General features: G+C 60.6%; 27 protein-coding genes and 2 pseudogenes. 15 read left to right on the plus strand and 14 right to left on the minus strand.

Features of this window, described 5'->3' with window-relative positions:
* Positions 1–12: 12 nt before the first annotated feature.
* The gene (locus tag M6G53_RS04250; RefSeq protein ID WP_436286516.1) at positions 13–576 is read right to left on the minus strand and encodes a type III PLP-dependent enzyme domain-containing protein; all 564 of its coding nucleotides are present in this window, start codon (positions 574–576) and stop codon (positions 13–15) included.
* Between M6G53_RS04250 and M6G53_RS04255 the strand changes: the two are divergent.
* Positions 512–694 (plus strand): annotated as a pseudogene (locus M6G53_RS04255) (diaminopimelate epimerase); the annotation flags it as partial. The gene M6G53_RS04250 and the pseudogene M6G53_RS04255 sit on opposite strands and share 65 nt — an antisense overlap.
* On the opposite strand, the gene M6G53_RS04260 reads toward M6G53_RS04255, so the two are convergent.
* Positions 669–1,967 (minus strand): SLC13 family permease, encoded by a 1,299-nt coding sequence (locus M6G53_RS04260; protein WP_253329210.1) that lies wholly within the window; start codon positions 1,965–1,967, stop codon positions 669–671. The pseudogene M6G53_RS04255 and the gene M6G53_RS04260 sit on opposite strands and share 26 nt — an antisense overlap.
* A gap of 84 nt (positions 1,968–2,051) precedes the next feature.
* On the minus strand, positions 2,052–2,957 hold the full coding sequence (locus M6G53_RS04265) for a bifunctional helix-turn-helix transcriptional regulator/GNAT family N-acetyltransferase (RefSeq protein WP_366519482.1): 906 nt from the start codon (positions 2,955–2,957) through the stop codon (positions 2,052–2,054).
* Between the two features lie 480 nt (positions 2,958–3,437).
* Between M6G53_RS04265 and M6G53_RS04270 the strand changes: the two genes are divergently transcribed.
* The 5 genes from M6G53_RS04270 to M6G53_RS04290 all read left to right on the plus strand — a co-directional run bounded on the left by M6G53_RS04270 (position 3,438) and on the right by M6G53_RS04290 (position 7,712).
* The gene (locus M6G53_RS04270; protein WP_253329214.1) at positions 3,438–4,109 is read left to right on the plus strand and encodes a CsgG/HfaB family protein; all 672 of its coding nucleotides are present in this window, start codon (positions 3,438–3,440) and stop codon (positions 4,107–4,109) included.
* An 18-nt stretch (positions 4,110–4,127) separates the two neighbouring features.
* Entirely contained in the window at positions 4,128–4,484 is a 357-nt protein-coding gene (locus M6G53_RS04275; protein ID WP_253329216.1) for a DUF4810 domain-containing protein, read from the plus strand.
* A complete protein-coding gene (locus tag M6G53_RS04280) occupies positions 4,481–5,140 on the plus strand; it encodes a DUF799 domain-containing protein (RefSeq protein ID WP_253329217.1) in 660 nt (219 codons plus the stop codon). Before M6G53_RS04275 ends, M6G53_RS04280 begins: the two co-directional genes overlap by 4 nt.
* Before the next feature lie 112 nt (positions 5,141–5,252).
* Complete coding sequence (gene amyA, locus M6G53_RS04285; protein WP_253329219.1) at positions 5,253–6,743, plus strand: alpha-amylase; 1,491 nt, start codon at positions 5,253–5,255, stop codon at positions 6,741–6,743.
* Between the two features lie 120 nt (positions 6,744–6,863).
* Positions 6,864–7,712: a PA4780 family RIO1-like protein kinase gene (locus M6G53_RS04290; protein WP_253329221.1), complete on the plus strand. Its 849-nt coding sequence runs from the start codon at positions 6,864–6,866 to the stop codon at positions 7,710–7,712.
* A gap of 9 nt (positions 7,713–7,721) precedes the next feature.
* Here M6G53_RS04290 and M6G53_RS04295 read toward each other — a convergent pair whose 3' ends face one another.
* The 4 genes and pseudogenes from M6G53_RS04295 to lsrG all read right to left on the minus strand — a co-directional run bounded on the left by M6G53_RS04295 (position 7,722) and on the right by lsrG (position 9,566).
* The gene (locus M6G53_RS04295) at positions 7,722–7,940 is read right to left on the minus strand and encodes a DUF7661 family protein (protein WP_253329223.1); all 219 of its coding nucleotides are present in this window, start codon (positions 7,938–7,940) and stop codon (positions 7,722–7,724) included.
* 88 nt (positions 7,941–8,028) lie between these two features.
* Positions 8,029–8,196 (minus strand): annotated as a pseudogene (locus M6G53_RS04300) (LysE family translocator); the annotation flags it as partial.
* A gap of 83 nt (positions 8,197–8,279) precedes the next feature.
* Positions 8,280–9,185 (minus strand): EamA family transporter, encoded by a 906-nt coding sequence (locus M6G53_RS04305; RefSeq protein ID WP_253329227.1) that lies wholly within the window; start codon positions 9,183–9,185, stop codon positions 8,280–8,282.
* A gap of 87 nt (positions 9,186–9,272) precedes the next feature.
* A complete protein-coding gene (gene lsrG / locus M6G53_RS04310) occupies positions 9,273–9,566 on the minus strand; it encodes a (4S)-4-hydroxy-5-phosphonooxypentane-2,3-dione isomerase (protein WP_253329229.1) in 294 nt (97 codons plus the stop codon).
* Positions 9,567–9,758: 192 nt separating this feature from the next.
* Here lsrG and lsrK point away from each other — a divergent pair, with 192 nt between their 5' ends.
* Complete coding sequence (gene lsrK / locus M6G53_RS04315) at positions 9,759–11,324, plus strand: autoinducer-2 kinase (RefSeq protein WP_253329231.1); 1,566 nt, start codon at positions 9,759–9,761, stop codon at positions 11,322–11,324.
* A gap of 50 nt (positions 11,325–11,374) precedes the next feature.
* Here lsrK and fabG read toward each other — a convergent pair whose 3' ends face one another.
* Positions 11,375–12,127, minus strand: a complete 753-nt coding sequence (gene fabG / locus M6G53_RS04320; RefSeq protein ID WP_253329239.1) for a 3-oxoacyl-ACP reductase FabG — start codon at positions 12,125–12,127, stop codon at positions 11,375–11,377.
* 369 nt (positions 12,128–12,496) lie between these two features.
* Here fabG and M6G53_RS04325 point away from each other — a divergent pair, with 369 nt between their 5' ends.
* The 6 genes from M6G53_RS04325 to M6G53_RS04350 all read left to right on the plus strand — a co-directional run bounded on the left by M6G53_RS04325 (position 12,497) and on the right by M6G53_RS04350 (position 16,751).
* Positions 12,497–13,681 (plus strand): MFS transporter, encoded by a 1,185-nt coding sequence (locus tag M6G53_RS04325; RefSeq protein WP_253329241.1) that lies wholly within the window; start codon positions 12,497–12,499, stop codon positions 13,679–13,681.
* A 59-nt stretch (positions 13,682–13,740) separates the two neighbouring features.
* Complete coding sequence (locus M6G53_RS04330; protein WP_253329242.1) at positions 13,741–14,634, plus strand: LysR family transcriptional regulator; 894 nt, start codon at positions 13,741–13,743, stop codon at positions 14,632–14,634.
* A gap of 53 nt (positions 14,635–14,687) precedes the next feature.
* Complete coding sequence (locus M6G53_RS04335) at positions 14,688–15,149, plus strand: GNAT family N-acetyltransferase (protein WP_149572071.1); 462 nt, start codon at positions 14,688–14,690, stop codon at positions 15,147–15,149.
* Between the two features lie 54 nt (positions 15,150–15,203).
* Positions 15,204–15,545, plus strand: a complete 342-nt coding sequence (gene yajD / locus M6G53_RS04340) for an HNH nuclease YajD (protein WP_016928619.1) — start codon at positions 15,204–15,206, stop codon at positions 15,543–15,545.
* A 271-nt stretch (positions 15,546–15,816) separates the two neighbouring features.
* The gene (locus M6G53_RS04345) at positions 15,817–16,452 is read left to right on the plus strand and encodes a division plane positioning ATPase MipZ (protein WP_253329244.1); all 636 of its coding nucleotides are present in this window, start codon (positions 15,817–15,819) and stop codon (positions 16,450–16,452) included.
* Positions 16,449–16,751, plus strand: a complete 303-nt coding sequence (locus tag M6G53_RS04350; protein ID WP_253329246.1) for a hypothetical protein — start codon at positions 16,449–16,451, stop codon at positions 16,749–16,751. Before M6G53_RS04345 ends, M6G53_RS04350 begins: the two co-directional genes overlap by 4 nt.
* A gap of 47 nt (positions 16,752–16,798) precedes the next feature.
* On the opposite strand, the gene M6G53_RS04355 is transcribed toward M6G53_RS04350, so the two are convergent.
* A complete protein-coding gene (locus M6G53_RS04355; protein WP_253329248.1) occupies positions 16,799–17,554 on the minus strand; it encodes a CDP-diacylglycerol diphosphatase in 756 nt (251 codons plus the stop codon).
* Positions 17,555–17,791: 237 nt separating this feature from the next.
* Between M6G53_RS04355 and M6G53_RS04360 the strand changes: the two genes are divergently transcribed.
* Positions 17,792–18,592, plus strand: coding sequence for an alpha/beta fold hydrolase (locus tag M6G53_RS04360; protein ID WP_253329357.1), 801 nt, complete (start codon positions 17,792–17,794; stop codon positions 18,590–18,592).
* Between the two features lie 28 nt (positions 18,593–18,620).
* Here M6G53_RS04360 and M6G53_RS04365 read toward each other — a convergent pair whose 3' ends face one another.
* Genes M6G53_RS04365 through M6G53_RS04380 form a run of 4 tightly spaced genes read right to left on the minus strand, consistent with a single transcriptional unit; the run spans position 18,621 to position 22,158 of the window.
* Positions 18,621–19,346, minus strand: coding sequence for a substrate-binding domain-containing protein (locus M6G53_RS04365; RefSeq protein WP_253329358.1), 726 nt, complete (start codon positions 19,344–19,346; stop codon positions 18,621–18,623).
* Complete coding sequence (locus tag M6G53_RS04370) at positions 19,339–20,118, minus strand: ABC transporter ATP-binding protein (protein ID WP_253329250.1); 780 nt, start codon at positions 20,116–20,118, stop codon at positions 19,339–19,341. Before M6G53_RS04370 ends, M6G53_RS04365 begins: the two co-directional genes overlap by 8 nt.
* Positions 20,111–21,112, minus strand: coding sequence for a FecCD family ABC transporter permease (locus tag M6G53_RS04375; protein WP_253329252.1), 1,002 nt, complete (start codon positions 21,110–21,112; stop codon positions 20,111–20,113). Before M6G53_RS04375 ends, M6G53_RS04370 begins: the two co-directional genes overlap by 8 nt.
* Positions 21,109–22,158: an ABC transporter substrate-binding protein gene (locus M6G53_RS04380; RefSeq protein ID WP_253329254.1), complete on the minus strand. Its 1,050-nt coding sequence runs from the start codon at positions 22,156–22,158 to the stop codon at positions 21,109–21,111. The genes M6G53_RS04375 and M6G53_RS04380 overlap by 4 nt, the downstream gene beginning before the upstream one ends.
* A gap of 842 nt (positions 22,159–23,000) precedes the next feature.
* On the opposite strand from M6G53_RS04380, the gene M6G53_RS04385 reads away from it, so the two are divergent.
* A complete protein-coding gene (locus M6G53_RS04385) occupies positions 23,001–23,711 on the plus strand; it encodes a methyltransferase (RefSeq protein ID WP_253329256.1) in 711 nt (236 codons plus the stop codon).
* Positions 23,712–23,723: 12 nt separating this feature from the next.
* On the opposite strand, the gene M6G53_RS04390 is transcribed toward M6G53_RS04385, so the two are convergent.
* Positions 23,724–24,647, minus strand: a complete 924-nt coding sequence (locus M6G53_RS04390) for a DUF7916 family protein (protein ID WP_253329258.1) — start codon at positions 24,645–24,647, stop codon at positions 23,724–23,726.
* Positions 24,648–24,658: the final 11 nt, after the last annotated feature.

Here is a 24,658-nt window from a genome sequence, read left to right on the forward strand (position 1 = left end):
ATCTGACCTGACTCAGACCAAAACCTCTGCCGCGCTTTTCTGGCTAAGAAAACCGTTCGGACTGGCGGTCAAACCATAAGCGCCTGACTGGAAAATAACAATATAATCCCCCGGTCCTGCTACAGCGATATCCCCCTGGTTCAGCAAAATATCCAGCGGTGTGCACAACGGGCCCACTTCGCGTTGTTCGCCCTGCACTCTGTTACCGATGACGGCTGGATAGTTGCGACGGATAAGCTGACCTAAGTTGCCTGAAGCAGCAAGATGATGGTTCATCCCACCATCAGCGACCAGATAGGTCACGTCATGCGATACCTTGCGGTCAATGATTTTCGCAACATAGATCCCCGCAGGTGCGACGAGAAAGCGTCCAAGTTCCAGAATGATCTCGGCTTCGGGCAGGTGCTGCTCTGCTTTGGCGACCAGGGCATGCATGGCCTCCCCTACGGATGCCACATCCAGCTCTTTGTCGCCCTGAAAATAAGGAACACCAAACCCGCCACCAAGATAGCTGGGACGAGCCGACGATCGGGTTAGCGTGCGGATGCCGGGCGGCGAACTGCAGATCGCCTTCAGCGGCGATTTTCAGGTCAGCATGCGCGGACCGGTGCATAAAATCGCCACCCTGACGCTGGACGAAGATTGTTTTGCCGGCGGCGCGGGGCTGTTTACGGGATCCACCCCAGCAGCCTGAACCACAGATAGTCCAACGGCACCAGCAGCGCAAAGCTGAGCGCGGCCAGCAGCAGGCACAGCTTCAGCCCTTCACGCGCCGGCACTTTGCCCATCCCCATCGCCACCACGATCGGCGAAGCCTGATACGGCAGCAGCGGCGTGGCGTAACCAATCACTTGGGTCATCAGCACCGTCAGCAGCGGCAGGCCGCTGCCCGCAGACAACGCCTGCGCCAGCGGGGTAAACAGCGCCGGCACGCCGTTGGCGGTCACCACGAAATTCAGCAGCGCGGTGATCCCCACCAGCGAACCGAACGCGGTAAACGGTTTGCCGTGCAGGTCCGGCATCATCGCCAGCAGCGCACCGCCCAGCCGATCGCCGAGACCCGAATGGCTGACCAGCGCGGTCAGGCCCAGGATCCCCGCCACGTAAATGCAGGTGCGCACGTTAACCCCGGTGGCGAACTGCTCGCCGTTGAGAAAACCGATGCGCGGCAGCAGGCAGAAGCAGGCCGCCGCCAACCCGATCCAGGCGGGAGCGATGCCGTGCCAGCTGTCGGTCATCCACAGCAACACCGTAGCGCCCAACAGCGCGATCAGCCGCCATTCGGCGGCGCTGAGCGGGGTTTGCGCCGCCTCGGCCGCCACCGGCTGCGGCCGCGCACGGAACAGGCCGCAGATGCACAGCGTCAGCAGCGCGCCTTTGGCGAACCCGAGCACCGGGGCGTGCAACAGCAGGTAAGAGAGATAAGCGAAGTGGCTGCCGTAGGCGCTTTCCGCCGCGCCGCTCATCACCAGATTGGGCACGTTGGCCGGCAGGATGCTGGCAGAGAGCTGGAAGGTGCCGAACCCCACCGCCAGCGCCAAACCGATGCGGCCGCGCGAGCCCTCTACCAAACCGGCGCGATCGGCCAACGCCATGACAATTGGCATCAGCAGCGTAATGCGCCCCATGTTGGAAGGCATGACAAACGCCAGCGCGTAACTTATCGCCACCACGCCGCCCACCAGGCGGGGCCAGGAGCCGGCCAGGTGCGGTAACAGCCGGTTGGCCAGGCGATCCGCCAAGCCGGTGCTGCGGATGGCGGTGCCCAGCACGAAACCGCTGAGCACCAGCCAGAATGCGGAAGACGCGAAACCGGAAAAGGTCACCGCGGCGGGTGCCAGCTGCAACACCATCACCGCCGCGAAGAACAGCAGCGCAACCAAATACTCCGGCAAGCGGGCGCTGGCCCATAACGCGATGACCACCAGCGTGACCAGCGCGGACAGCGCCATCGGATCCCCCAACATAGTTTTCTCCCTGATAAAACGTTGTGATTGTTATCAAACGGTTAACAGGGTGGCACAAGGCGCGGGCGCTAACCTTGAAACCGCTCACATATCGTCGTTCTGCAGATTTTTAAGCATGCACACGTTGCAGCCGTGGTGGCCGGTATTGCCGCGCCGTTCCGTCAACAGCGTGAACCCCAGGGCGTAGTACAACCCGATCGCCTCTTTCAACTGTTCGGTGGTTTCCAGGTAGCAGTAGCGATACCCCGCCGCCCGCGCCGCCTTCAGCGCCTGCACCACCATATAGCGCGCCATGCCCAGCCCGCGCGCGCCGGGTTTGAAGAACAGCTTCTGCAGCTCGCAATAGCCGGGCTCTTCGCCCGCCAGCGGCGCCATGCCGACGCCCCCCACCACCTGCCCGTCCCGCTCCAGCACCCAGTAGTGGCCGCCGTTGTCGCGATACAGACCGGTCAGCCGATCGAGATCCGGATCGTGCAGGCTGACCCCTTCCATCTTGTCCATGCCGTACTCGCGAAACACGTCGCGAATGATCGCCGCCATGGCCGCGTCGTCGCGCGCGTCGATCGGCCGCACCCGCAGGTTGGCGTCACGCTGTTTGCGTGCGCTGCGCAACGCCGCGGTCATCTTTTTCATCGCCGCCGTGGTGCTCGCCAGCTCATCGTCGTCCAGTTGCGCCAGCGCCGCCTGCATAAAACCGTCGGCGTCGTTCTCGATACCGGCCAGCGTCTTGCCGCCCTTTTTACTCAGCCGATGCAGGTTGTGCCGCTTGTCATCCGGGTGGTCCACCGTTTCTACCACGCCGGCGGCGACCAGGCCGCGCAGCGCCCGGCTGGCGCTGGCCTTGTCGATGCACAATCGGGCCGCCAGCTCGGTGACGCCCAGCGGCTGCTCGCTGACCTCGATCATCAGATGGATCTGCAGCGGCGAAAAGCGCGAGCCGTTGCTCTGCTTATTCAACATGCCGAACTCTCTGACCAAACTACGCGCCAATGCTCTGAAATCTCTGATGTCCACAATTGATATCCCCGGTTAGCTACAGCTGAAGAATGACACTTGGTTGATAGTGTTACCTAGTTTTCACTACCTTAACGGATCCTTAAGCCGCCATGAACCCCGATATGACGGCGCAGCTGATGCAAAACGTAACAGTGGTCAAAATAAAAAACCAGTTAACATAAATATTTCATGATAAAAATCCGTTAATTTACGATTGATAAAACAATAAACCAGTTAAAAAACGCACAATCGTGAAAATCATGCAACGAAGCGCGCAGAAATGATACCAACCCATTGTATTACAATGGGTTACAGCATTGTTAATCGCGACATTAATGCCGATATCTTGTTGTAATTTGTTACACATTCATGGCAGGATCGCGCCGTTTCTATAACGGCGGCAACGCCGCTGTAGAAACGTCGGGCGCGGGTTGCTCCCGCGCTGTTTTATGCTCATGGAGAGATTGCATACCAATGAAAAAATCACTCGCCGTCTGTTCCGTCGCCCTTTCCGTCACTTTGCTGGCGGGTTGCGCGACCGAATCATCCCGCTCCCTGGAAGTGCCGAAAGTGGCTTCCTACAACACCACTTATCAGGGCCCACGCAGCCCTATCGCCGTCGGTAAATTCGATAACCGCTCCAGCTACATGAACGGTATCTTCTCCGACGGCGTCGATCGACTGGGCAATCAGTCCAAGACTATCCTGATCACGCATCTGCAGCAGACCGGCCGTTTCAACGTGCTGGACCGCGCCAATATGGAAGAGTTGAAAACCGAAGCCGGCATCAAGGGGAAAGCGCAAACGTTGAAAGGTGCCAACTACGTGATTACCGGCGATGTCACCGAGTTTGGCCGCAAAGAAGTCGGCGATCATCAGCTGTGGGGCATTTTGGGCCGTGGTAAATCCCAGGTCGCTTACGCCAAGGTCAATCTGAACGTCGTTAACGTACAAACCTCAGAAGTGGTCTACTCCTCGCAAGGCGCCGGTGAATACGAACTGTCCAACCGCGAAATCATCGGTTTCGGCGGCACCGCCAGCTACGACTCTACCCTCAACGGCAAGGTGCTGGATCTGGCCATGCGTGAAGCCGTCAACAACCTGGTCGCCGGTATCGAAAGCGGCGCATGGCGCCCTGCCAACTAACGGAATAGAAGCAGAAAGATGATAACTAAAAAAATGGGCGGGGCGCTGTTCGCAGCAACCCTGCTGGCCGGCTGCGCCGCGCCGAAAACGCTTTACAATTGGGATGGCTACCAAACTTCTCTCTATCAATACTACCAGCAGGATGGGCAAAGCCCTGAGCAGCAGATCGCCACGCTGAAAGAGATCGTCGAGAAATCCCGCGCCAAGGATAAAGCCGTACCGCCAGGTCTGCATGCGCAGCTGGGGCTGCTGTACAGCAAAACCGGCGCTGGCGAGCAAGCAATGGGTGAATTCAACACGGAAAAAACGCTGTTCCCGGAATCGGCACCGTTTATGAATTTCCTGATGGCCAAGGATAAGGGGAGTTTTAAATGAAGCGCGTACTCGCATTCCTCGGCGTTGCCGCTACCCTGTTGCTGAGCGGCTGTGCCAAGCAAACACCTTATGACTATGCGGCGTTCCATGAGAGCAAGCCGAAGTCAATCCTGGTCTTGCCGCCGGTTAATCAGTCGCCGGACGTCAAAGCCAGCCACAGCGTGCTCGCCAGCGCCACCTTACCGTTAGCCGAGGCCGGTTACTATGTGCTGCCGGTCGCCGTGGTGGAAGAAACCTTCCTGCAGAACGGTCTCACCAACGCCAACGACATTCGCGCCGTCAGCTCGCAAAAACTGCACCAGATTTTCGGTGCCGACACCGTGCTGTATCTGGATGTCACGCAATACGGCACCAGCTATATGGTGATCAGCAGCGAAACTCGCGTGACCGTAACCGCTCGCCTGGTCGATCTGCGTAACGGCAAGCAGCTGTGGGCCGGCAGCGCCACCGCATCCAGCAACGAAGGCAACAACAACAACTCCGGAGGCCTGCTGGGCATGGTGATCAGCGCCGCGATTTCACAAATCGCCGATACCATCAGCGACAAAGGATTCGATGTTGGCGCCATTGCCAACACCCGCCTGCTGTCGGCGACCGGCCAGAACGGCGCCATTCTATATGGCCCGCGCTCGCCTCATTACGCCAGCCAGCGTTAAGCGGTCTCTCGGGCGGCCTTCTCGGGCCGCCCATGCCAAACTTGTCCCTTTTGCCAAAAGTAGCCCATGCTTTAACAGCGCTTCTCCCTCTGGCTAACCGGGACTCTGCCTCATGACGAAAAAAACCACCCTGCTGCAATTCTTTCACTGGTACTACCCCGACGGCGGCAAACTGTGGCAGGAGGCAGCCGAACGCGCCCCGCACCTTGCCGAACTGGGTATCACCGACCTGTGGCTGCCGCCCGCCTGCAAGGGCGCTTCCGGCGGCTACTCCGTCGGCTACGACACTTACGATCTGTTCGATCTGGGCGAGTTTGACCAGAAAGGCAGCGTGGCCACCAAATACGGCGACAGGGCGGCGCTCGAACATGCCGCCACTACGCTGCGCGAACACGGCGTGGGGGTGCTCTACGACGTGGTGTTCAACCACAAGCTCGGCGCGGACGAGAAAGAACAGGTACACGTGTTCAAGGTGGACGCCGACAACCGCAACAACATCGACGATCAGGGTTTCGACGCGCTGGCCTACACCCGTTTCACCTTCCCCGGCCGCCAGGGTGTGCATTCCGAATTTATCTGGGATTACAAATGCTTCAGCGGCATCGACTACGTTGAGCAGCCGGACGACAAAGGGGTATTCAAAATCGCCAACGACTATGGCGACGACGGCTGGAACGATCAGGTCGACGACGAAAAAGGCAACTACGACTATCTGATGGGGGCCGACGTCGAGTTCCGCAATGCCGCCGTGACGGAGGAACTCAAATACTGGGCGCGCTGGCTGCTGGAAACCTTGCCGTGCGACGGCTTCCGCCTGGACGCCGCCAAACACATTCCCGCCTGGTTCTTCAAAGAGTGGGCGGATCACGTGCGCGGCAGCGCGCAGCGCGACCTGTTTATCGTCGCCGAATACTGGTCGCACGATCTGAGCGCGCTGCAACAATACATCGAGTTGGTGGACGGCAAGGTGATGCTGTTCGACGTGGCGCTGCACCTGAAGTTTCATCAGGCGTCGAAACAGGGCGACGGCTTCGACATGGCGCAGATCTTCACCGATACCCTGACCGCCGCCGATCCGGCCCACGCGGTAACGCTGGTCGCCAACCACGACACCCAGCCGTTGCAATCGCTGGAAGCGCCGGTGGAACCCTGGTTCAAGCCGCTGGCCTACGCGCTGATCCTGCTGCGCGAACAGGGCGTGCCCTGCGTGTTTTACCCCGACCTGTATGGCGCCAGCTACCGCGACAAGGGGCGCGACGGCGGCGAGTACCAGATTGACATGCCGGCGATCCCGGAGCTGGAGAAGCTGATCGCCGCCCGCCAGCGTTTCGCCAACGGCCCGCAAACCGATTACTTCGACGACCGCCACTGCGTGGCCTTCAGCCGCGCCGGCACCGCCGAGGCCCCCGGCTGTGTGGTGGTGCTGACCAACGGCGGCGAGAGCGGCAAGACGGTCGCGCTGGGCGCCAATTTGGCGCACACCGCCTGGCGCGATTTCCTCGGCAACCGTCAGGAGGAAATCACCACCGACGACCAGGGCAGCGCCCATTTCCCGGTCAACGCCGGCAGCGTCAGCGTCTGGGTGCCGGCCGCCAGCCTGTGAGCACCCGCCGCCACGTCATGATGGCGAGGCGGCAAAACTAATGTTTGCCTTTCGGGTCTAACTTACGCTATCAACTGCGCAAGCCATTCACACCGGAGCCTAAATAGGGTACAAGGCTGCATGAAAATTCCAAAACGACTCCAGCCGCTGGTTGATGACGGATTAATCGACGACGTCATCCGCCGGTTGAAAAGCGGCAAAGAAGCCGACGTGTTTATCGTGCGCTGCGGCGATGAGATCCGCTGCGCCAAAGTGTACAAAGAGGCCGAGAAGCGCAACTTCAAGCAGGCCGTGCACTATCAGGAAGGGCGCAAGGTGCGCAACAGCCGCGACGCGCGCGCCATGAGCAAAGGCTCCAAATTCGGCCGCCAGCAGCAGGAAGAAGCCTGGCAAAACACCGAAGTGGACGCGCTGTATCTGCTGGCCAAGGCCGGGGTGCGGGTGCCGCAGCCGGACATCTGCCTGGACGGCGTGCTGCTGATGGAGCTGATCACCGACGAAGATGGCCTGGTGGCGCCGCGCTTGAGCGATGTCATCCTGACGCCGGAACAGGCGCGCGCCGATCACGCCCTGATGATGAACTACGCGGTGCGCATGCTGTGCGCCGGGCTGGTGCACGGCGACCTGTCGGAATTCAACGTGCTGATGGATAAAGACGGGCCGGTGATCATCGATCTGCCGCAGGTGGTGGACGCCGCCGCCAACAACCACGCCAAAAGCATGTTCGAACGCGATATCGGCAATCTGGCCGAGTATTACGGCCAGTTCGCGCCGGAGCTGCGCGACAGCCAATACGCCAAAGAGATTTGGGCGCTGTATCAGGAAGGCAATCTGACGCCGGACAGCGTCCTCAGCGGCCGGTTCAGCGAACTCCAGAAGCGCGCCGACGTCGGCTCAGTGCTGGAAGAGATCCAGGCCGCCGGCGAGGAACACCGGCGCCGCATGATGGCGCGCAACGCGGAAGAGTAACGCGCCGCGCTATTCGACGCGAAATACGTCCGGCCGCTGCGGCGTCGCCGCCTCATGATAGATATCCGCCAGATAGCCGGCGATCTCCTCTTCGCGCAGATCGGCCGGCAGCACGATATCGTAGCTGGGGGCATACTTGCGCTCCGGCAGCGTCACGCGGAACAGCCGCCATTCGTCCCCGATGCGCTTCACGCCCAGCAGACGGCCGAACACGTTAAAAATCATCATCCGCCATTCCCCCCCCTCGTCGCTTTCAGGCTATAACACTGTGATGCCGCCGCAGTTCTTGCGCGACGCACAGCGGGAGCATGCCTCATCCCAGCAACACCAGCAACAGGGTAAACCCCAACGTGGCACCGAACACGTGGCGTTGGGTCGCGCCAAAACCGAATTGCGCCCCGGCGCTCAATGCGACGATGTTGACCGGGCCGGGCGTGATGGAAGCCGCCAGCGCAAACGCGGCCATGGAAAGATAGATATGCATGATGGGCACCTGAGAAAATATTCGCAGGAGCCAGGGTGCCAGGCGCCGCCGACAAGGTATTGAACGAAATTGCCCTGTGCGGGTTAACGCGCGATCGCCGCCCGGCGGCGCGGCAGCCCGAAGGTGTTGACCGCCATTCCGGCCAGCACCAGCAATGCGCCGCCGAACTGCGCCGGCGACAGCGCTTCGTCCAGCAGCAGCCAGGCGGCGAACAGCCCGATCAGCGGCACCAGCAGCGTCAGCGGCGCAACGCGCCAGGTCTCGTAGCGCCCCAGCAGGCTGCCCCACACCGAATAACCGAACAGCGTGGCGGCGAACGCCAGATAGGCGATCGCCAACCAGGTGCCGACCTGTACATGGCTCAGGCTGCTCAGCACCGCCTGCGGGCCGTCGAACAGCCAGCTGCAAACCAGGAATGGCACCACCGGGATCGGCGCACTCCACACCACCAGCGACAGAATGTTGCGCTGCGGGAAACCGGCCAGGATCTTCTTGTTGGTCAGATTGCCCAGCGCCCAGGAGAACGCCGCCGCCAGCGTCAGCAGCAGGCCCGCCAAGGGTACGGCGCCGCTGCCCGGCCTATGCAGGCTGGCCTGCGCCAGCAGCCACATGCCGCCGCTGGCGATAGCGATACCGACGACATGGTTGCCGCGCAGCTTGTCCCCCATCAGCACCACACCCAGCAGCAGGGTGAAGAACACCTGGGCCTGCAACACCAGCGACCCCAGCCCCGCCGGCATGCCCACCTTGAGGGCGACGAACAGAAAGGCGAATTGCGCGAAACTCATGGTCATGCCGTACAGCAGCAGCCATTTCCACGGGATCGTCGGGCGCGGGATGAAAAAGATCGCCGGCAGCGCCACCAGCAAAAAACGCATTCCGGCCAGCAGAAACGGCGGCATGCCCTGCAAACCAAACTTGATCACGACGAAATTCACGCCCCAGATCACCACCACCAACAGCGCCAACAGCCGATCGCGCAATGTCATCCTCGCCCCGCTTATCCCATTGAAAATTCGCTTTAGCTTGCAGGTTACAACCAAACCGGGCGTCTGGACACCGGCAAACGCCGACGGTTATTCGGGCATCAGGCCGACAAAGGTGGTTTTCTTGCGTGGGCCGGTCATCAGCGCTTCCAGCTTCTCCACGCACTGCAGGTAGTGCGGGGTCTGCTTGTGCGCCGCCACCGCCTGCTCATCGCGGTAGGCTTCGTAGATGTAGAACCGCGTTGGAATATGCTCATCCTGCAGCACGTCGAAGCGCAGGTTGCCCGGCTCTTCGATCGCCCCCAGGTGGTTGGCGCGGAAAACGTCGATAAATTCGTCGATCTTGTCCTGTTTAACGTTGATTTCAACCAATGTGACGTGCATGGCAACTCCTTGTTTAGACGGCGTACCGCAAAATGACTCTTTCCAACCATAGGTTTATTCCCGTCGATTGCCCGCCGCAACGGCAATTTTGCCGTCTGGCTCACAAATCGCACCGGCGATGCCCGCTTCTCCCCCGGCGGGGTAAGGCGGCGGCATCTATAGTTAACACTCCTCCCCCTGAGAGCATAGGCTATGGACAACTACTTGATGGCGCTGGACGCAGGAACAGGCAGCATTCGCGCGGTGATCTTCGATGTGGCGGGCAACCAGATCGCACACGGCCAGGCGGAGTGGCAGCATCTGGCGGTGCCGGGCGTGCCCGGCTCGATGGAGTTTGACCTCAGCCGCAACTGGCAGTTGGCCTGCCAGTGCATTCGCCAGGCCTTGCAGCGCGCCGGGCTGACGGCGCAGGCAATACGCGCGGTGGCCTGCTGCTCGATGCGTGAAGGCATCGTCCTGTATGACCGCAACGGTGTGCCGATCTGGGCCTGCGCCAACGTCGATGCGCGCGCCAGCCATGAAGTCAGCGAGCTGAAAGAGCTGCACAACCACGGCTTCGAACGCGAGGTGTATCAATACTCCGGCCAGACGCTGGCGCTGAGCGCCATGCCGCGCCTGCTGTGGCTGGCGCACCATCGGCCGGACATCTACCGCCAGGCGGCGACGCTGACCATGATCAGCGACTGGCTGGCCAACATGCTGAGCGGCGAGCTGGCGGTCGATCCTTCCAACGCCGGCACCACCGGCATGCTGGATTTGGCCAGCCGCGACTGGCGGCCGGCGCTGCTCGACATGGCCGGGCTGCGTGCCGACATCCTGTCGCCGGTGAAAGAGACCGGCAGTGTGCTGGGGCGCGTCACCGAACAGGCGGCGCAGGAAAGCGGGCTGCTGCGCGGCACCCCGGTGGTGATGGGCGGCGGCGACGTGCAGCTCGGCAGCCTGGGGCTCGGCATCGTGCGCGCCGGGCAGACGGCGGTGCTCGGCGGCACCTTCTGGCAGCAGATCGTCAACCTGCCGGAGCCGGCCATCGATCCGGAGATGAACATCCGCATCAATCCCCACGTCATTCCCGGCATGGCGCAGGCGGAATCCATCAGCTTCTTTACCGGCCTGACCATGCGCTGGTTCCGCGACGCCTTCTGCGCCGAGGAAAAGCTGCTGGCGGAGCGGCTGGGAGTCGACACGTATAGCCTGCTGGAAGAGATGGCGGCCAGGGTGCCGCCGGGCGCCTACGGCGTGATGCCGATTTTCTCCGACGCCATGCATTTCAAAACCTGGTACCACGCGGCGCCGTCGTTCATCAACATGTCGATCGACCCGGAGCGCTGCAATAAGCAAACGCTGTTCCGCGCGCTGGAGGAGAACGCCGCCATCGTCTCCGCCTGCAATCTGCAGCAGATCGCCGCCTTCTCCGGCGTGCAGGCGCGCTCGCTGGTGTTCGCCGGCGGCGGCGCCAAGGGCAAGCTGTGGAGCCAGATCCTCAGCGACGTCACCGGTTTGACGGTGCGGGTGCCGGTGGTGAAAGAAGCCACCGCGCTGGGCTGTGCGATCGCCGCCGGCGTCGGCGCCGGGCTGTACGAGTCGCTGGCCGAGACCGGCGAGCGCCTGGTGCGCTGGGAACGCGAGCATCAGCCTGACCTGACCAACCATGCGCTGTATCAGGAACAGAAAGAAACCTGGCGGCAGGTTTACGCCGATCAGCTGACGCTGGTGGACAACGGCCTGACCACTTCGCTGTGGAAAGCGCCGGGGCTGTAAACATTGCCGGGCGCCGCAGGGCACCCGACATGGCTATTGTGCGCTCAGGTTTAAGTAAGGGTCTCAGGCAAGACCAACCCGCCGTCGACGACGATCGTCTGCCCGGTAATATAACCGGCCTCCTGCGAGGCCAGGAAAAACACCGCCGCAGCGATATCGTCCACGGTGCCCAAACGTTTCAACGGGACGCCTTTCTCTATATCTGCAATATAGTCCGCCCCCATTTCACTCAATCCGTCGGTAATAATATTGCCCGGCAAAACGGCGTTGACGGTAATATTATCGGCGGCAAACTCAAGCGCCGCAGAGCGCATAAAGCCCAGCTGCGCCGCTTTGCTCGATGAGTAATGCGCCCAGCCGGGATACCCCGTTAAAGGTCCGGTAATCGATGAGGTCAAAACAATTCGCCCACACGCCGATTGCTTCAACCAAGGGTACGCCGCCTGTACGCTGAAGAAGGTCCCCTTGCTGTTAATGGCATGCACATCATCCCACTGTTGCTCCGTCATCTGATGCAGCGGCACGGAAGGAAAAACGCCCGCATTGCAACACAACACATCCAGTCCGTTGTTTTCCAATGAAAACGCGTCTACGACCGCCTTGAGTTTATCGGCGTTCCGGATGTCGCAAGCATAACCCTGCAGCGCCAATCCCATCCCCTGCGCTTTTTCTTGCGCGACGGCGATTTTCTCTGCGCTTCGCCCCACAATCCCCACCCGAGCACCTTTTTTAGCAAAATAAAGCGCAATGCCCAACCCGATGCCGCTGCTCCCGCCGGTCACCATGACCGTTCTACTTTCCATGCTGCTCTCCATTAATAACCACCTCTGTTGAAACTGAAAAATAAAATCAATTAACGTTATAATTGAAGAGTCGACAAGTCAAACAAGCCACGTTTAATATTAATTAAATACCTAATGAAAAATTAGAGAGAAAATTATTTCAATAAATACCATTGCGCTTAAATAAGAATATTGGCGCTGCTTTATAACGCTATTTTTATTAATGGTTATTCGTCGTTCCATTCACCGTCAACCCCGATTGTTTCCCCTCAGAAACAGTGTTACCACCGCCAACGGATTTATCCGCCGCTCTCGCCTGCCGTAAATTGTGACTTCGGTCACGCCGCGCCCCGAGCGCGGCCTGCGCATTCACCCAAGACGAGCGGCATTATGCTGAATCATAAAGATAAACCTGCATCATCCCCGTGGCCGGCGATCTTCTCGCTGACGGTCGCCTGTTTTGTCATGGTCACCACCGAGTTTCTGCCGATTGGCCTGCTGACCAACATCGCCCCCTCGCTCGGCGTCAGCACCGGGACCGCCGGGCTGATGGTCACTATGCCCGGCATCGTGGCGGCGGTGGCCGCCCCCGCATTGAGCCTGATTTCCGGCCGTCTGGATCGACGCTTGCTGATGCTGGGGCTGTCGCTGCTGCTGATCGTCTCCAATCTGGTGGCGGCGCTGGCCGTCAACTTCCCGATGATGCTGCTGGGCCGCGTGCTGCTGGGCATCTGCGTCGGCGGTTTCTGGTCGTTCGCCGCCAACTACGGCCGTCATCTGGTGCCGGAAGCCAGCCAGGGCCGCGCCACCGCGCTGATCCTCAGCGGCGTCTCGGTCGGCGCAGTGTGCGGCGTGCCGGCGGGAGCGCTGATCGGCGATCTGCTCGGCTGGCGCGCCGCCTTCTTCGGCGGCGCGGCGCTGGCGATCGGCGTGCTGCTGGCGCAGCTGCGCTTGCTGACCTCGGTGCCGCCCTCCCGGCCGGTTACGGCGCGCGATTTGGTGCTGCCGCTGCGCCTGCCGATGGCGCGCATCGGTCTGATCGCCATCGTGCTGTTGTTCATCGGCCACTTCGCCGCCTACACCTACCTGCGGCCCCTGCTGCAACAGGTATTCGTGCTCAGCCCGTCGGCGATCTCGCTTCAGCTGTTGGCCTACGGGGCCATCGGCCTGCTGGGTACGTTCCTTGGCGAGCGTCTTGGGGAGTACAGCCTGCGCGCCACCTTTATCCTGATCGCCGCCATGCTGGCAGCCATCCTCATCGTCTCGCCGCTGCTCAGCGGCCTCGGCGGCGCCACGCTGCTGGTGATGGTCTGGGGATTGGCCTTTGGCGCCGTGCCGGTATGCGCCACCAACTGGATGTTCACCGCGGTGCCGCAGGCGCCGGAAGCCGGCCAGGCGCTGCTGGTGTGCGTCGTGCAGATCGCGCTGGCCTCGGGCGCGTTGCTGGGCGGCGAGGTAGTGGACTGGCAGGGCGTCAGCAGCGCCATGCTGTTCGGCGGCGCGCTGATCCTCTCCGCCACGTTGGTGTTCGGCCTCAGCTTGCGCTCCGGCGCGATTGGCGCTAAACAGTGTTAATCCTTATTTATCCGCAGAAACGCGCCCCGGCCGCCGCCGGGACGTTGTGCTGAGAGCCTATGGATCATCATTTACTCGCCATCCGGGTGTTCAACCGCGTAGTAGAAACCGGCGGCTTCACCCGCGCCGCCGATTCGCTGGGCATGCCGAAGGCCACGGTCACCAAGCTGATCCAGAATCTGGAGGATCACCTGCAGACCAAGCTGTTTCAGCGCACCACCCGCAGCGTGTCGGTCACCCGCGAAGGCGAATGCTATTACCAGAATACGGTGAAATGGCTGGCGGATTTGGAGCAGGTGGAAGGCTGCCTGACCGAATCGCAAAGCTCTCCGCAGGGCGTGCTGCGCATCGACACCGGCGGCGGCACCGCACGCCGGCTGCTGTTGCCCGCCCTGCCCGATTTTCTGGCGCGCTACCCGCAAATACAGATCGATCTGAGCGTCGGCGACCGCGTGATCGATCTCATTAGCGACAGCACCGACTGCGTGATCCGCAGCGGCCCGCTGGCCGATTCCAGCCTGATCGCCCGCCGCCTGTTCGATCTGGACTGGGTAAGCTGCGCGACCCCGGCCTACCTGGCATGCCACGGCACCCCCCACCACCCGTGCGATCTGGAGCAGGGTTTTCCGATGGTGCACTATCGCCATCCGGTCAACGACCGCATCCATCCGCAACGCTATGTCGAGCGCGGCAAAGAGATCGCCATCCAGCAACGCTATCCGGTCAGCATCAACGAAGGCAACGCGCTGCTGGCGGCGAGCCTGGCCGGGTTGGGCATCATCCAGACCTATCGCTTTATGGCGCAGCCGCACCTCGACAGCGGTGAGCTGGTCAGCCTGCTGCACGACTGGCAGCCGCCGCCGGAGCAGATGTACGTGGTTTACCCTTCCAACCGCCACCTCAGCGGCAAGCTGCGGGCGTTTATCGACTGGGCGGTGGAGACATTTCATTAACCGCTCTCGCCGGCTATAGTGGCTTATCTTCCGGGCAACGAAATGGTCGCACCATGCGTATCGAACCTTTGCCGGCACATCGCCGGCGTATTGACGAACTGGCCGAGTTACTGCATCAGGAATGGGGCGCCTTTGCGCAATGGAGCAGCCGCGACACCATCAGCCAGCGTCTGGCCGAACGCTGCGCGCCCGGGCAGCGGGGCGTCGTGCTGTTGGCGCTGTCGCCGCAACAACAGATTCTCGGTACCGCCAGCCTGACGTTGTATGAACTGGCGGATAAACCGGAGCGCCAATACTGGCTGAGCGAAGTCTTCACTCACCCGCAGCACCGCGGCCAAGGCATTGCCCGTCGCCTGATTGCACGCTGCGTCGAACACGGCCGGGCCCAAGGCATAGACGAACTCTATTTGTACACGCCCGATCAGCAGGCGCTGTATCAGAAACTCGGCTGGCGCTCGCTGGAGCAACGCCAGATCGCCGGCGAAGCCGTCACGGTGATGAGCCGCACGTTGTAGCCGCACGCAGTGTGTTATTATTTGCCGCATAGTGATTCACGACGGACGACCACCATGGCCTATATCCCCAAAAACTATGCGAAGCTGGAAACCGGCTACCGCGAAAAAGCGCTGAAACTGTTCCCTTGGGTGTGCGGGCGCTGCTCGCGCGAGTTCGTTTATTCCAACCTGCGCGAACTGACGGTGCACCACATCGATCACGATCACAGCAACAACCCGGAAGACGGCAGCAACTGGGAAATGCTGTGCCTGTATTGCCACGACCACGAGCACTCGAAATACACCGAGGCCGATCAATACGGTTCGACGGTGGTGGCCGGTGAAGACGCGCAGAAAGATGTCGGCGTCGCCACCCACAACCCGTTCGCCAACCTGAAGGCGATGATGAAGAAATAATGTCGGCAACAGCTTAATAAGTAACTAACTTATTAAGCTGTCAAATTAATAAAACCCGCCACCGCATCGCCATTTCCCAGAGAATTCCTACTTACCCATCCGGCCCATGCACCGCAAAATAAGCTGCGTAGTTAACGACATACTGGCTTGGCAAGCCGCCGCAGTTGGTGCATATTGTTCGCGAGTTGTTGTTGTTAACCTGTTTGATTATCAACCTAACAAGCACATTAACTTAATAAGTTATCAGCTTAATAACTTGAGAGATGGCAGCATGATTGTTCTGATTGGCTCGCAAAAAGGCGGCGTCGGCAAATCGACGAAAGCGGTGAATATCGCCGGGTATCTGATTCTCAAGCAAGGCAAGACGGCGATCATCGTCGACGCCGACGACCAGAAATCGATCATGACCTGGTACAACGACCGTCAGAATGTCGAAGGGCTGCCGCACATTCCGGTGGTGGCCGCCTCGGGCAAAATCAAGGAAACGCTGCTGGAGCTCGATCGCCATTACGACTACGTGATCGTCGACACCGCCGGCCGCGACAGCGCCGAATTGCGTTCCGGGCTGCTGGCCGCCGATCTGTTCCTCTCGCCGCTGCGCCCTTCGCAAATGGATCTCGACACCGTCGGCTATCTGTCGGAGATGTTCTCCACCGCGCAGGAATATAACGAGAAGGTCAAAGGCTACATCGTGCTGAACATGTGCCCGACCAATATCTTCATCAATGAAGCCAACGAAGCGGCGCAGGTGCTGAGCGAATACCCGGAGTTCACGCTGGTGAGCCACCGCCTGTGCGACCGCAAGATTTACCGCGACGCCTGGGGCGAAGCCATCACCGTGCATGAGGCGAACAACGAAAAGGCGCAGACCGAAATTGAATGTCTGGTGAAAGAGGTGATCCTGTGAAGAAACGCACCCCCACCCACCGCATGTCGGAAGACGAATTCATCAACAGCGCCACCTCGCACACGCTGCCGGTGGCGGCGCCCGCGCCGGAAGCCAAACCGGCCGGCCGCAAGCGCACCTACAAGGCGATCTCCGTCAGCCTGACGGACAACCACATTGACGCCGTCGATGAGGTGATCGTCCAGGCGGCACGCAGCGGCATCGTGCGTATCACCCGCTCCGACATCATCAAGCTGGCGATCGACGGGCTGGCGGAGAAAAACGAAGCGCAGCTGCTGGAACTGCTGAAGAAACTCTGACCGCACGGCAACCGCCGGCCAAGGCAGCCGGCGAGTTGTCATCATCTTCAGTTCCCCGCCACTGCGCATTGGTAGTCCTGAATTTCACCGGCCGAGCCCAGGTTCAGATCGGTCAGCTTCAAACGGTTTGCCAACAACAGCATCTCGCCCTGCGGGCTGACCGCCAGCGCCAGGCCATAATTAGCCATACTGTCGCCCTGCTCACTCACATAGTTTTGCAGCAAACGGAACGGGTCTTCTTTCGTTAAATCAGTACCCGCCAATTTTCTGGCCAGATATTGATGGCCAACCAATTTTACCGCCAGCGGCCGCCATTGCTGGTCTAATTGCTGCACCTGTTCCCCCAGTGCGTTATAGACATCCTGACGCAGGCAGGCAACGTGAATATGCAGTTGATTCTGAGAACGGCCATATTTCGAATTGATCGCCAGAGAAACCCACGCGTCTTTTAACGGTTTACCCAGCTCGCCGGATATATGTTCGCGGTTATTCCAGGCCTGGGCGAAATAAGGCGGCGCCTGCTCCGTCTGCAATACCGGGCTCTCGATGCCGCTGACCTTGTCGGTTGGCATCACCAGATCGTGGTAAGGGCCTTTGTTGTCCTTAAACAGCACATAACCTTCGGTTAAATCGACCTTTAGGCAGGGCGCCGGATCGTTGTTCTGCTGCTGATTGGGCACGCACTGTTGGCTGACTATCTGCCACAGCGCATTGGGGTTGCCGCGCCCGAAGAACCACCACAGCACCACGGCCAGCAGCAAAATGACAAGCAAAATAATTAATAGTCTGAAAAGCCTTTTCATCGCGACGTCCTGTTTATCTATTCGATACCGAAAGGAACATCAGCATAAACCAAGGTTTTTGTGTCGACCAGAATATTATCCTTAATGTCACCTTTCATTGACTTCTTGTTATCAAAACAAATTAAAAATAAGCGCGCGCCTGAGTAATTTAAGGTAAATTAATACCGCGAGTTGAATATGAGTGTGATATAAGCAGCCGGGAATATCTTTATATAAGGAACCGATAAGATGCCAACGATGGGCAAATCCCTGCATTACCTCGACGTGGGTTCAGGTTTTCCGTTGCTGTTGGGCCACAGCTATTTGTTCGATCTGAACATGTGGGCGCCGCAGTTTGAAGCGCTGGCTAAACGCTACCGTCTGATCGTGCCGGATCTCTGGGGCCACGGCGACTCACCGGCGCTGCCGGCCGGGCGAAACAGCCTGTCGGATATCGCCGCCGATCATTTGGCGCTGATGGATCATTTGGATATTGAAGAATTCGGTATCGTCGGCCTGTCCGTCGGTGGTATGTGGGGCGCCGAGCTGGCAGCACTGGCGCCGGAGCGGGTCAAGGTGCTGGCGCTGATGGACAGCTACCTGGGCGACGAAACGCCGGAGGCGCGGCAGCGCTATATGGGCATGCTGGCCGACGTTGAACAGGCCGGCGCCATCACTTCGCCACTGCTGGAATATATCGCCGCGCAGTTCTATTCCGACGAAGTGCCCGATGCGTTGTCACAGCCATTGCTGGCCCATCTGCAGAGCCTGCCCGCCGATCGCCTGCGCGAGAGCATCGTGCCGCTGGGCCGGATGATCTTCGGCCGCCCCGACAAGCTGGCGCTGCTGGAAAAAGTCACCGCCGCCTGCATCGTCATCACCGGCGCACAGGATAAGCCGCGCCCGCCGGCGGAAGGCCAGCGCATGGCGGATCTTCTCGGCTGTCGGCACGTACAGATCCCCAACGCCGGGCACATCAGCAACAAGGAAAACCCGACGGCGGTCAACGAAACGCTGCTGGCGTTTCTGGCTGAAAACACCACCCCGCTGTTCTGGTAAGATTCTCCGGGCCGCCTGGCCCGGCGAGTCATTCCGTGCGCCGCATAAATCCGTGCCGGCTCAGGATTTCCTGCCCCTGTTCGCTCAAGATAAATGCGGCCAACCGCTGTGCGCCGTCCTCCAACAGGCATAAACCGTAATCCGCCTCAATGTCCAGCGGCGGCAGCAACGGCCGCACCGCCAACGCAGGGTAAACCGCCAACGCCGGAGCATAGCTGGCGTAGCCGAGAAAAATATCCGCCTGCCCGCCGGCGATCAGATACTCCGCCGCCAGCCGGCCCGCCGGCACCGGCGCGGAGTCGATGCCGCCCACTAACGGCAGCGCCCGGCGGCGCAACGCTTCCCCTTGCCCCGGCCAGTATTGCTCACAGCGCTCGAAAAGCCGCTGCGCATAATCGCCGGAGGGATCGGCCCCCGGCGTCGAGGTGGCAAGGCGCCAGCGCGGGTCGAACAGCACCTCCGGCAGCGGACGCCCGGTGAGCGCCGGCACGTTGCGTACCGTAGCGCAGAGCCGGTTACGCGCAAAAACCTGCACTGCGCCCGCCATCCCAAGATCCGCCAGCCTTTGCGGGTGCGCCAGGTTGGCCGAAGCGAACAGCTGTGGCCGCTCGCCGTTCTCTATCCGTTGGCGCAACAACCCCGCAGGGCCGAATTCCGCCGTGACTTTTTGCCCGATGTGCCGCTGAAACGCCGACAGCAGCGGCGCAAACGCCAGCCGCAGGCTGCCGGCGGCAAACAGCAGGATATCACTCATCATGTCGCTCCAGTTGGCTGCGATACAACGGCACCAGCGTGGCATAGCGGCGGCCCGCCACCGTCAGCGGCACCCGTTCGATAGCCAGTTCGAACAGGGGCGACAGAGACTGCGCCGTTAACACCTCGCGGCAGGGCCCGAGCCGGCTGCGCCCTTCTTTGCCCAGCAATAAGGCCCGATCGGCCACCGCGTGGGCATGGTTCGGCTGGTGCGTGGAGAACACCACCGCCAACTGCTGCTCCCGTGCCAGGCGAGCCATCAGGCTCAACACCCGATCCTGGTAATGCAGATCCAGCGCCGAAGTCGGTTCATCCAGAATCAACACCTCGCAGCGCATCGCCAACGCGCGCGCGATCATCACCAACTGGCGCTGGCCGCCGGATAGGCTGCCGAATTCACGCGCAGCCAGCCCCTGCAAATCCAACGATTGCAACGCTTCTCTCGCCAGCCGATGGTCCTCGGCTGACGGTGAACGGAACAGGCCGACATGGCGCGCCCGCCCCATCAATACGATATCCAGCACCCGATAGGCGAACGGCGGCGCAAAGTGCTGCGGGACAAAGCCCATCTCACCGTGGCGCTCAATCTCGCCGGACTGCGGCGTCAGGCTGCCTAACAACAGCTGCAACAGCGTGCTCTTGCCGCGCCCATTCGGGCCCAATACCGCCAGCACCTCGCCGCGCCGCAGCTGTACATCCAGCCGTTGGAACAGCGGTGCCCCGCCCGGCCAGGCGAAATGCACACCCCTGGCGGCCAATAAGGTGTCAGTCATGCCAGCCTCTCACTTGCGCGCGGCGCAGCAGCAGCGCGAACAGCGGCGCGCCAATCAGCGCGGTCAGAATGCCCAGCGGGATTTCGCTGCTGCTCAGCGTGCGCGCCAAATCGTCGATCACCAACATGTACAGCGCGCCCAGGCAAAGCGCAGCCGGCAGCAGACGCCGATGATCCGGCCCCACCAGCCGCCTCGCCACGTGCGGGATCACCAGACCGACCCAACCGATGCTGCCGCTGACTGCCACCTGGGCCGCCACGATGGCGGCGCACAGCGTCAAAATCAGCCAGCGGGTGCGCTCAACGTTGATGCCCAATGCGCCGGCATCCTCATCGCCCAACGACAGCAGATTGATGCGCCAACGCAGCGCCAGCAGCAAGCCGCCGGCCGACAGCAAAGGCACAAACAGCATCAGCAGCTTTTGCCGATCGGCGGTGGCAAAGCTGCCGAGCAGCCAGAACACGATGCTCGGCAGTTTTTCTTCGGTATCCGCCAGATATTGCATCAGGCTGACGCAGGCGGAGAAGAAACCGCTGAGGATCACCCCCGCCAGTACCAAAGAGAGAATATTGCGCCGTGCAATCGCGCTGGTGAGAGTGAAAATCAGCAGCAGCGCCGCCATGCCGAAAACAAAAGCCGACAGCAACAGTGCCGCCAACGGCAGGCTGAGCAGAATAGCCAGCGTGCCGCCAAACGCCGCGCCGGAAGACACGCCGATGATATGCGGATCGACCAGCGGGTTGCGAAAGACGCCCTGCAAAGCCGCGCCGCACAGGGCCAGCGCCGCGCCGGCGCCCATCGCCAACAGCACCCGCGGCACGCGCACCCCCAGGATCACCTGGCGTTGGATAGCATCGATGCCTGCATAATGCTGCCCGGTGAACGGCTCCAGCAAAATCATCAGGCTGTGCGTCATCGGCACCTGAAAGCGGCCAACGCCGAGCGAAAACAGCGCGCAGCACAGCGTCAACAACGCCAGCCAGCCCAGCCTCATTGCCCGCTCTGGCAACAGGTGGCGCGGTAATAACGTTGATAGTAAGCGTCGATCCGCTGCTGCAGATTGATATCGGCAAAACGCTGCGGGTAGAGTTTTTTCGCCATCCACAACTCACCCAGCGCCATCGCCTCCGGCATCGGATACCCCCAAGCCTTGGCATACTCCGGCATCAGATAGACCCGCTTATTCTTCACCGCGTCGATCGGCTGCCACTGCGCTGACGTCAGGATCTGTTTCACCACGTCCGGGTAGCGCTCCTGCACGAAAATCACCGCCGGGTTCCACTTCAGGACATCCTCGATAGAAACCTGTTTGAACCCCTGAATCTCCTTCGCCGCCACGTTGACCGCACCGGCATGCCGCATCATCAACCCGGTATACTTGCCGGCGCCGTAGGTGGTGAGATCGGGGTTGGCCATATACACCCGCACCCGTTGATTTTCCGGCAGATCGCGCAGCCGTTCGGCGACCAACGCGCGCTGTTGGATGACGTCCTTAATCAGCGCTTCGGCCTGAGGCTGACGCCCCATCACCTGGCCAATCAGGCGAATGCCGTCCTGCAGGCCCAGCGTATAAGCCCGATCTTCATCGCCCAGCCGGGGATTCATTTTGCCCGCCTGATCGGCCGCTTCGCGGCGCAGCGAGACCGCCACCACCGGAATGCCCGCCCGTTCGATCTGCGCAATCATCTCCGGCGGCGCATAGTTGGCCACGAACACCACCTGCGGATGCAGGCCGAGCAGGCTCTCGATGTTCACCGAGGTCAGATCGCCCGGCATCGGCAGGGTTGCCAGCGCCGGTGCCAGCCGCAGGTAGTTTGGCCCCAGCTGTTTTTTCCAGCTGCTGAGCACACCGACCACCTGCGGCATGGCGTCAAGCTGCACCAGCAGGTTCAGCGCTTGGTGTTGCAACACCACCGCGCGGGTAATGTGATCGGGCAGCGTAACCTGGCGGTTAAGCTGGTCGGTGACCTGGCGATCCGCCAGGGCGGCGGAGGAAAATAACGCAAGCGCCAGCAGCAGGCGCGGGAGAAAGTTAAACATGGCAGTGACCGGTTGACTATCGTTATATAGATAATGATATAGCGATGAGCCTGGTGAAACAATCAGCGGGATCAAACCGGGGTGGCGGCTCAGGCGGAAAGAGGCAGCGTGAATAGGAGCCAGGGAATGAACCCGCCGGCATTGGCGATGTTGAACAGACCCAGGTTCGTGCTAATCATGCCGGTCGGAATGCGTTTTTCAGAGTTGACTCCTTTTAATAATGAAGGCATTAAATTTTAATTATTCATAAAACGAAAGTGAATATCGATGGACGCCGATTTGCCTCAGCAGAGTGCGTTGATAACTGCGATTAAATTAACCATTAATACAATAAAAAACATAATTGAGTTATCGTTTTCCGTCCGGCATTATTTTATTGCGCGTGCTCTCAATAAAAATAATCTCACCAAGAGATTATTCGCCATACAAGCGTTGGTGAACGGGATATTTTGCGCCGCCCTTTGCCAAAATCGCAGGCATGACATAGCCTCTCAGGGTGTACCACACCTCAACAGGAGAAGCCCCGCATGAATCATTCCATACGGCCGCCGCAACACGATGACAAGATCATTTTCGATATCACCATGAATCTATACCTTTATCCCGCGGTAATTATTGCGCATCGCCTGGGGATATTTGAACTTATTGCCGAACGCCCCTGCGGCCTGGCCGATATTTGCACCGCGACCAGACTGGAAAGGCGACCGGCCGAAGCCATAACGGCAGCGTTGGCCGCATTGAAATTAGTGACCACTAATAAAGGAAAGTTTCACCTTACAGCGGAAACAGAAACTTTCCTGCTAAAAAAAAGCCCGCACTATTTTGGTTATTATTGGGATTTATTGTATGAAAACGGCGAAAATTTCTCGCTGAAAAACCTGGAGGGTGCGCTGCGAAAAAACACGCCTCAGGTCTACGGCGAACAGGAGGTGTACGAAACGCACGAGATCGATGCCGACAAAGCCGATCGATTCACCCGCGCCATGCACAGCCTGAGCATCGGCTCGGCCAGCCTGTGGCCAACGCGACTTTCCCTGTCGACGCACCGCGTGGCGCTGGATATCGGCGGTGCCTCCGGCACTCACGCCATCGGTATGATGTCCCACTGGCCGGAATTGACGTGCATCGTCTTCGATCTGCCGGAAGTGTGCCCGTTGGCCACCGACTATGCGCAGCGCTACGGTTTCAGCGACCGCATCAGCACACACGGCGGCAATATGTGGCACGATCCCTATCCAACGGCGGATTTGCATCTGTACTCCAATGTCTTTCACGGCTGGACGGCGGACAAAAACCGTTTTCTGGCGCAAAAGAGCTATGACTCGCTCCCCGTCGGCGGCAGGATCGTCATCCACGAAGCGCTGTTCGACGACGGCAATGACGGCCCGTCCACGCTTGCCGGTTACAACCTGCTGATGCTGGGTTGGACGACGCAGGGCCGCCAATATTCCGGCAAGGACATCAGCGACCTGCTGAGCGACGTCGGCTTCGATACCCCGCAGGTGATACCGTCGCTCGGCTACCACAGCATCGTGACAGCGCAAAAGACCTGAGCGCCGGAGCGTTTAGCGGTTGATTGAACGCGCCATGCGGCTGTAGGTGTGGCGCACGCCGCGAATCGCCACGCTGTAGGCGAAGATATTTTCCGGCAGCGCCAGCCCCAGATAGCCGGTATCGCCGATATGGTGCAGATCCGCCCCGGCCATTTTGCTCATCAGCGCGATCTGCCGTACGGTCTGCACGTCGGCGCCTTCCTGCGAAGTGCCGATCGCCGTCATCGCCAGCGCGCCTTGCCGCTGGGCAAAGGCGATCAGCGCCGCCACTTTCTCCTGCGACATGCCGGGAAGGGTGCCCGGCGCCGGCAGCAGCACGATGTCCGCGCCGTTCTCCACGAACAGCGCGATGTCCTGCTCGCCGATCAGCTGGCTGCCGCTTTCACGCACGATGCCGGCGCCGTGCATTTTTCCGGTCACCAGCACCATCTCGTCGCCCACTTCATCGCGGATCGCTTTCAGCGCGGCGGCGATCGCCCGATTACTGACGCCGTTGTTCGGGTTGCCGGTCAGCACCAGCATGCGCGCGCCGAGCTGATACAGTTTGCGCGCATTCTCGGCGGTAGCGGCGCGGCCCGCCGTCATCTGCCAGAAGTCGTTATGTTTGGTGGCAAAGGCCGGATCGACAGCCTCCAGGTTCACCCCGATCACCCGCCCGGTCAGGCGCTGCAGCGTGCGCAGCGCCTCCTGCGGCGGCACGTCGGCGGGCAGGCCCGCGATATGCGGCTGATCGACGTCGAACAGGTTCAGCAGCAGCAGGTCGGCGCCCTGGCTGGCCGCCAGCTCGGCGTTGGTGACGTTATTGAGCAGCGGCTGAGTGACCGCGATGGTTTCGCTGACCAAGATGCGCCCTTCGCTGGCGCGAATGGCGTAGAGCAGATCGGCTTTGCCGATATCGGCCAGATCGCTGGCGCTGCAGTCCAGATAGCGTTTCATGAGGCAAGCTC

Origin of the sequence: Serratia nevei (assembly GCF_024160145.1) — a bacterium.
In the GTDB taxonomy this organism is placed as follows: Bacteria; Pseudomonadota; Gammaproteobacteria; order Enterobacterales; family Enterobacteriaceae; genus Serratia; species Serratia nevei_A.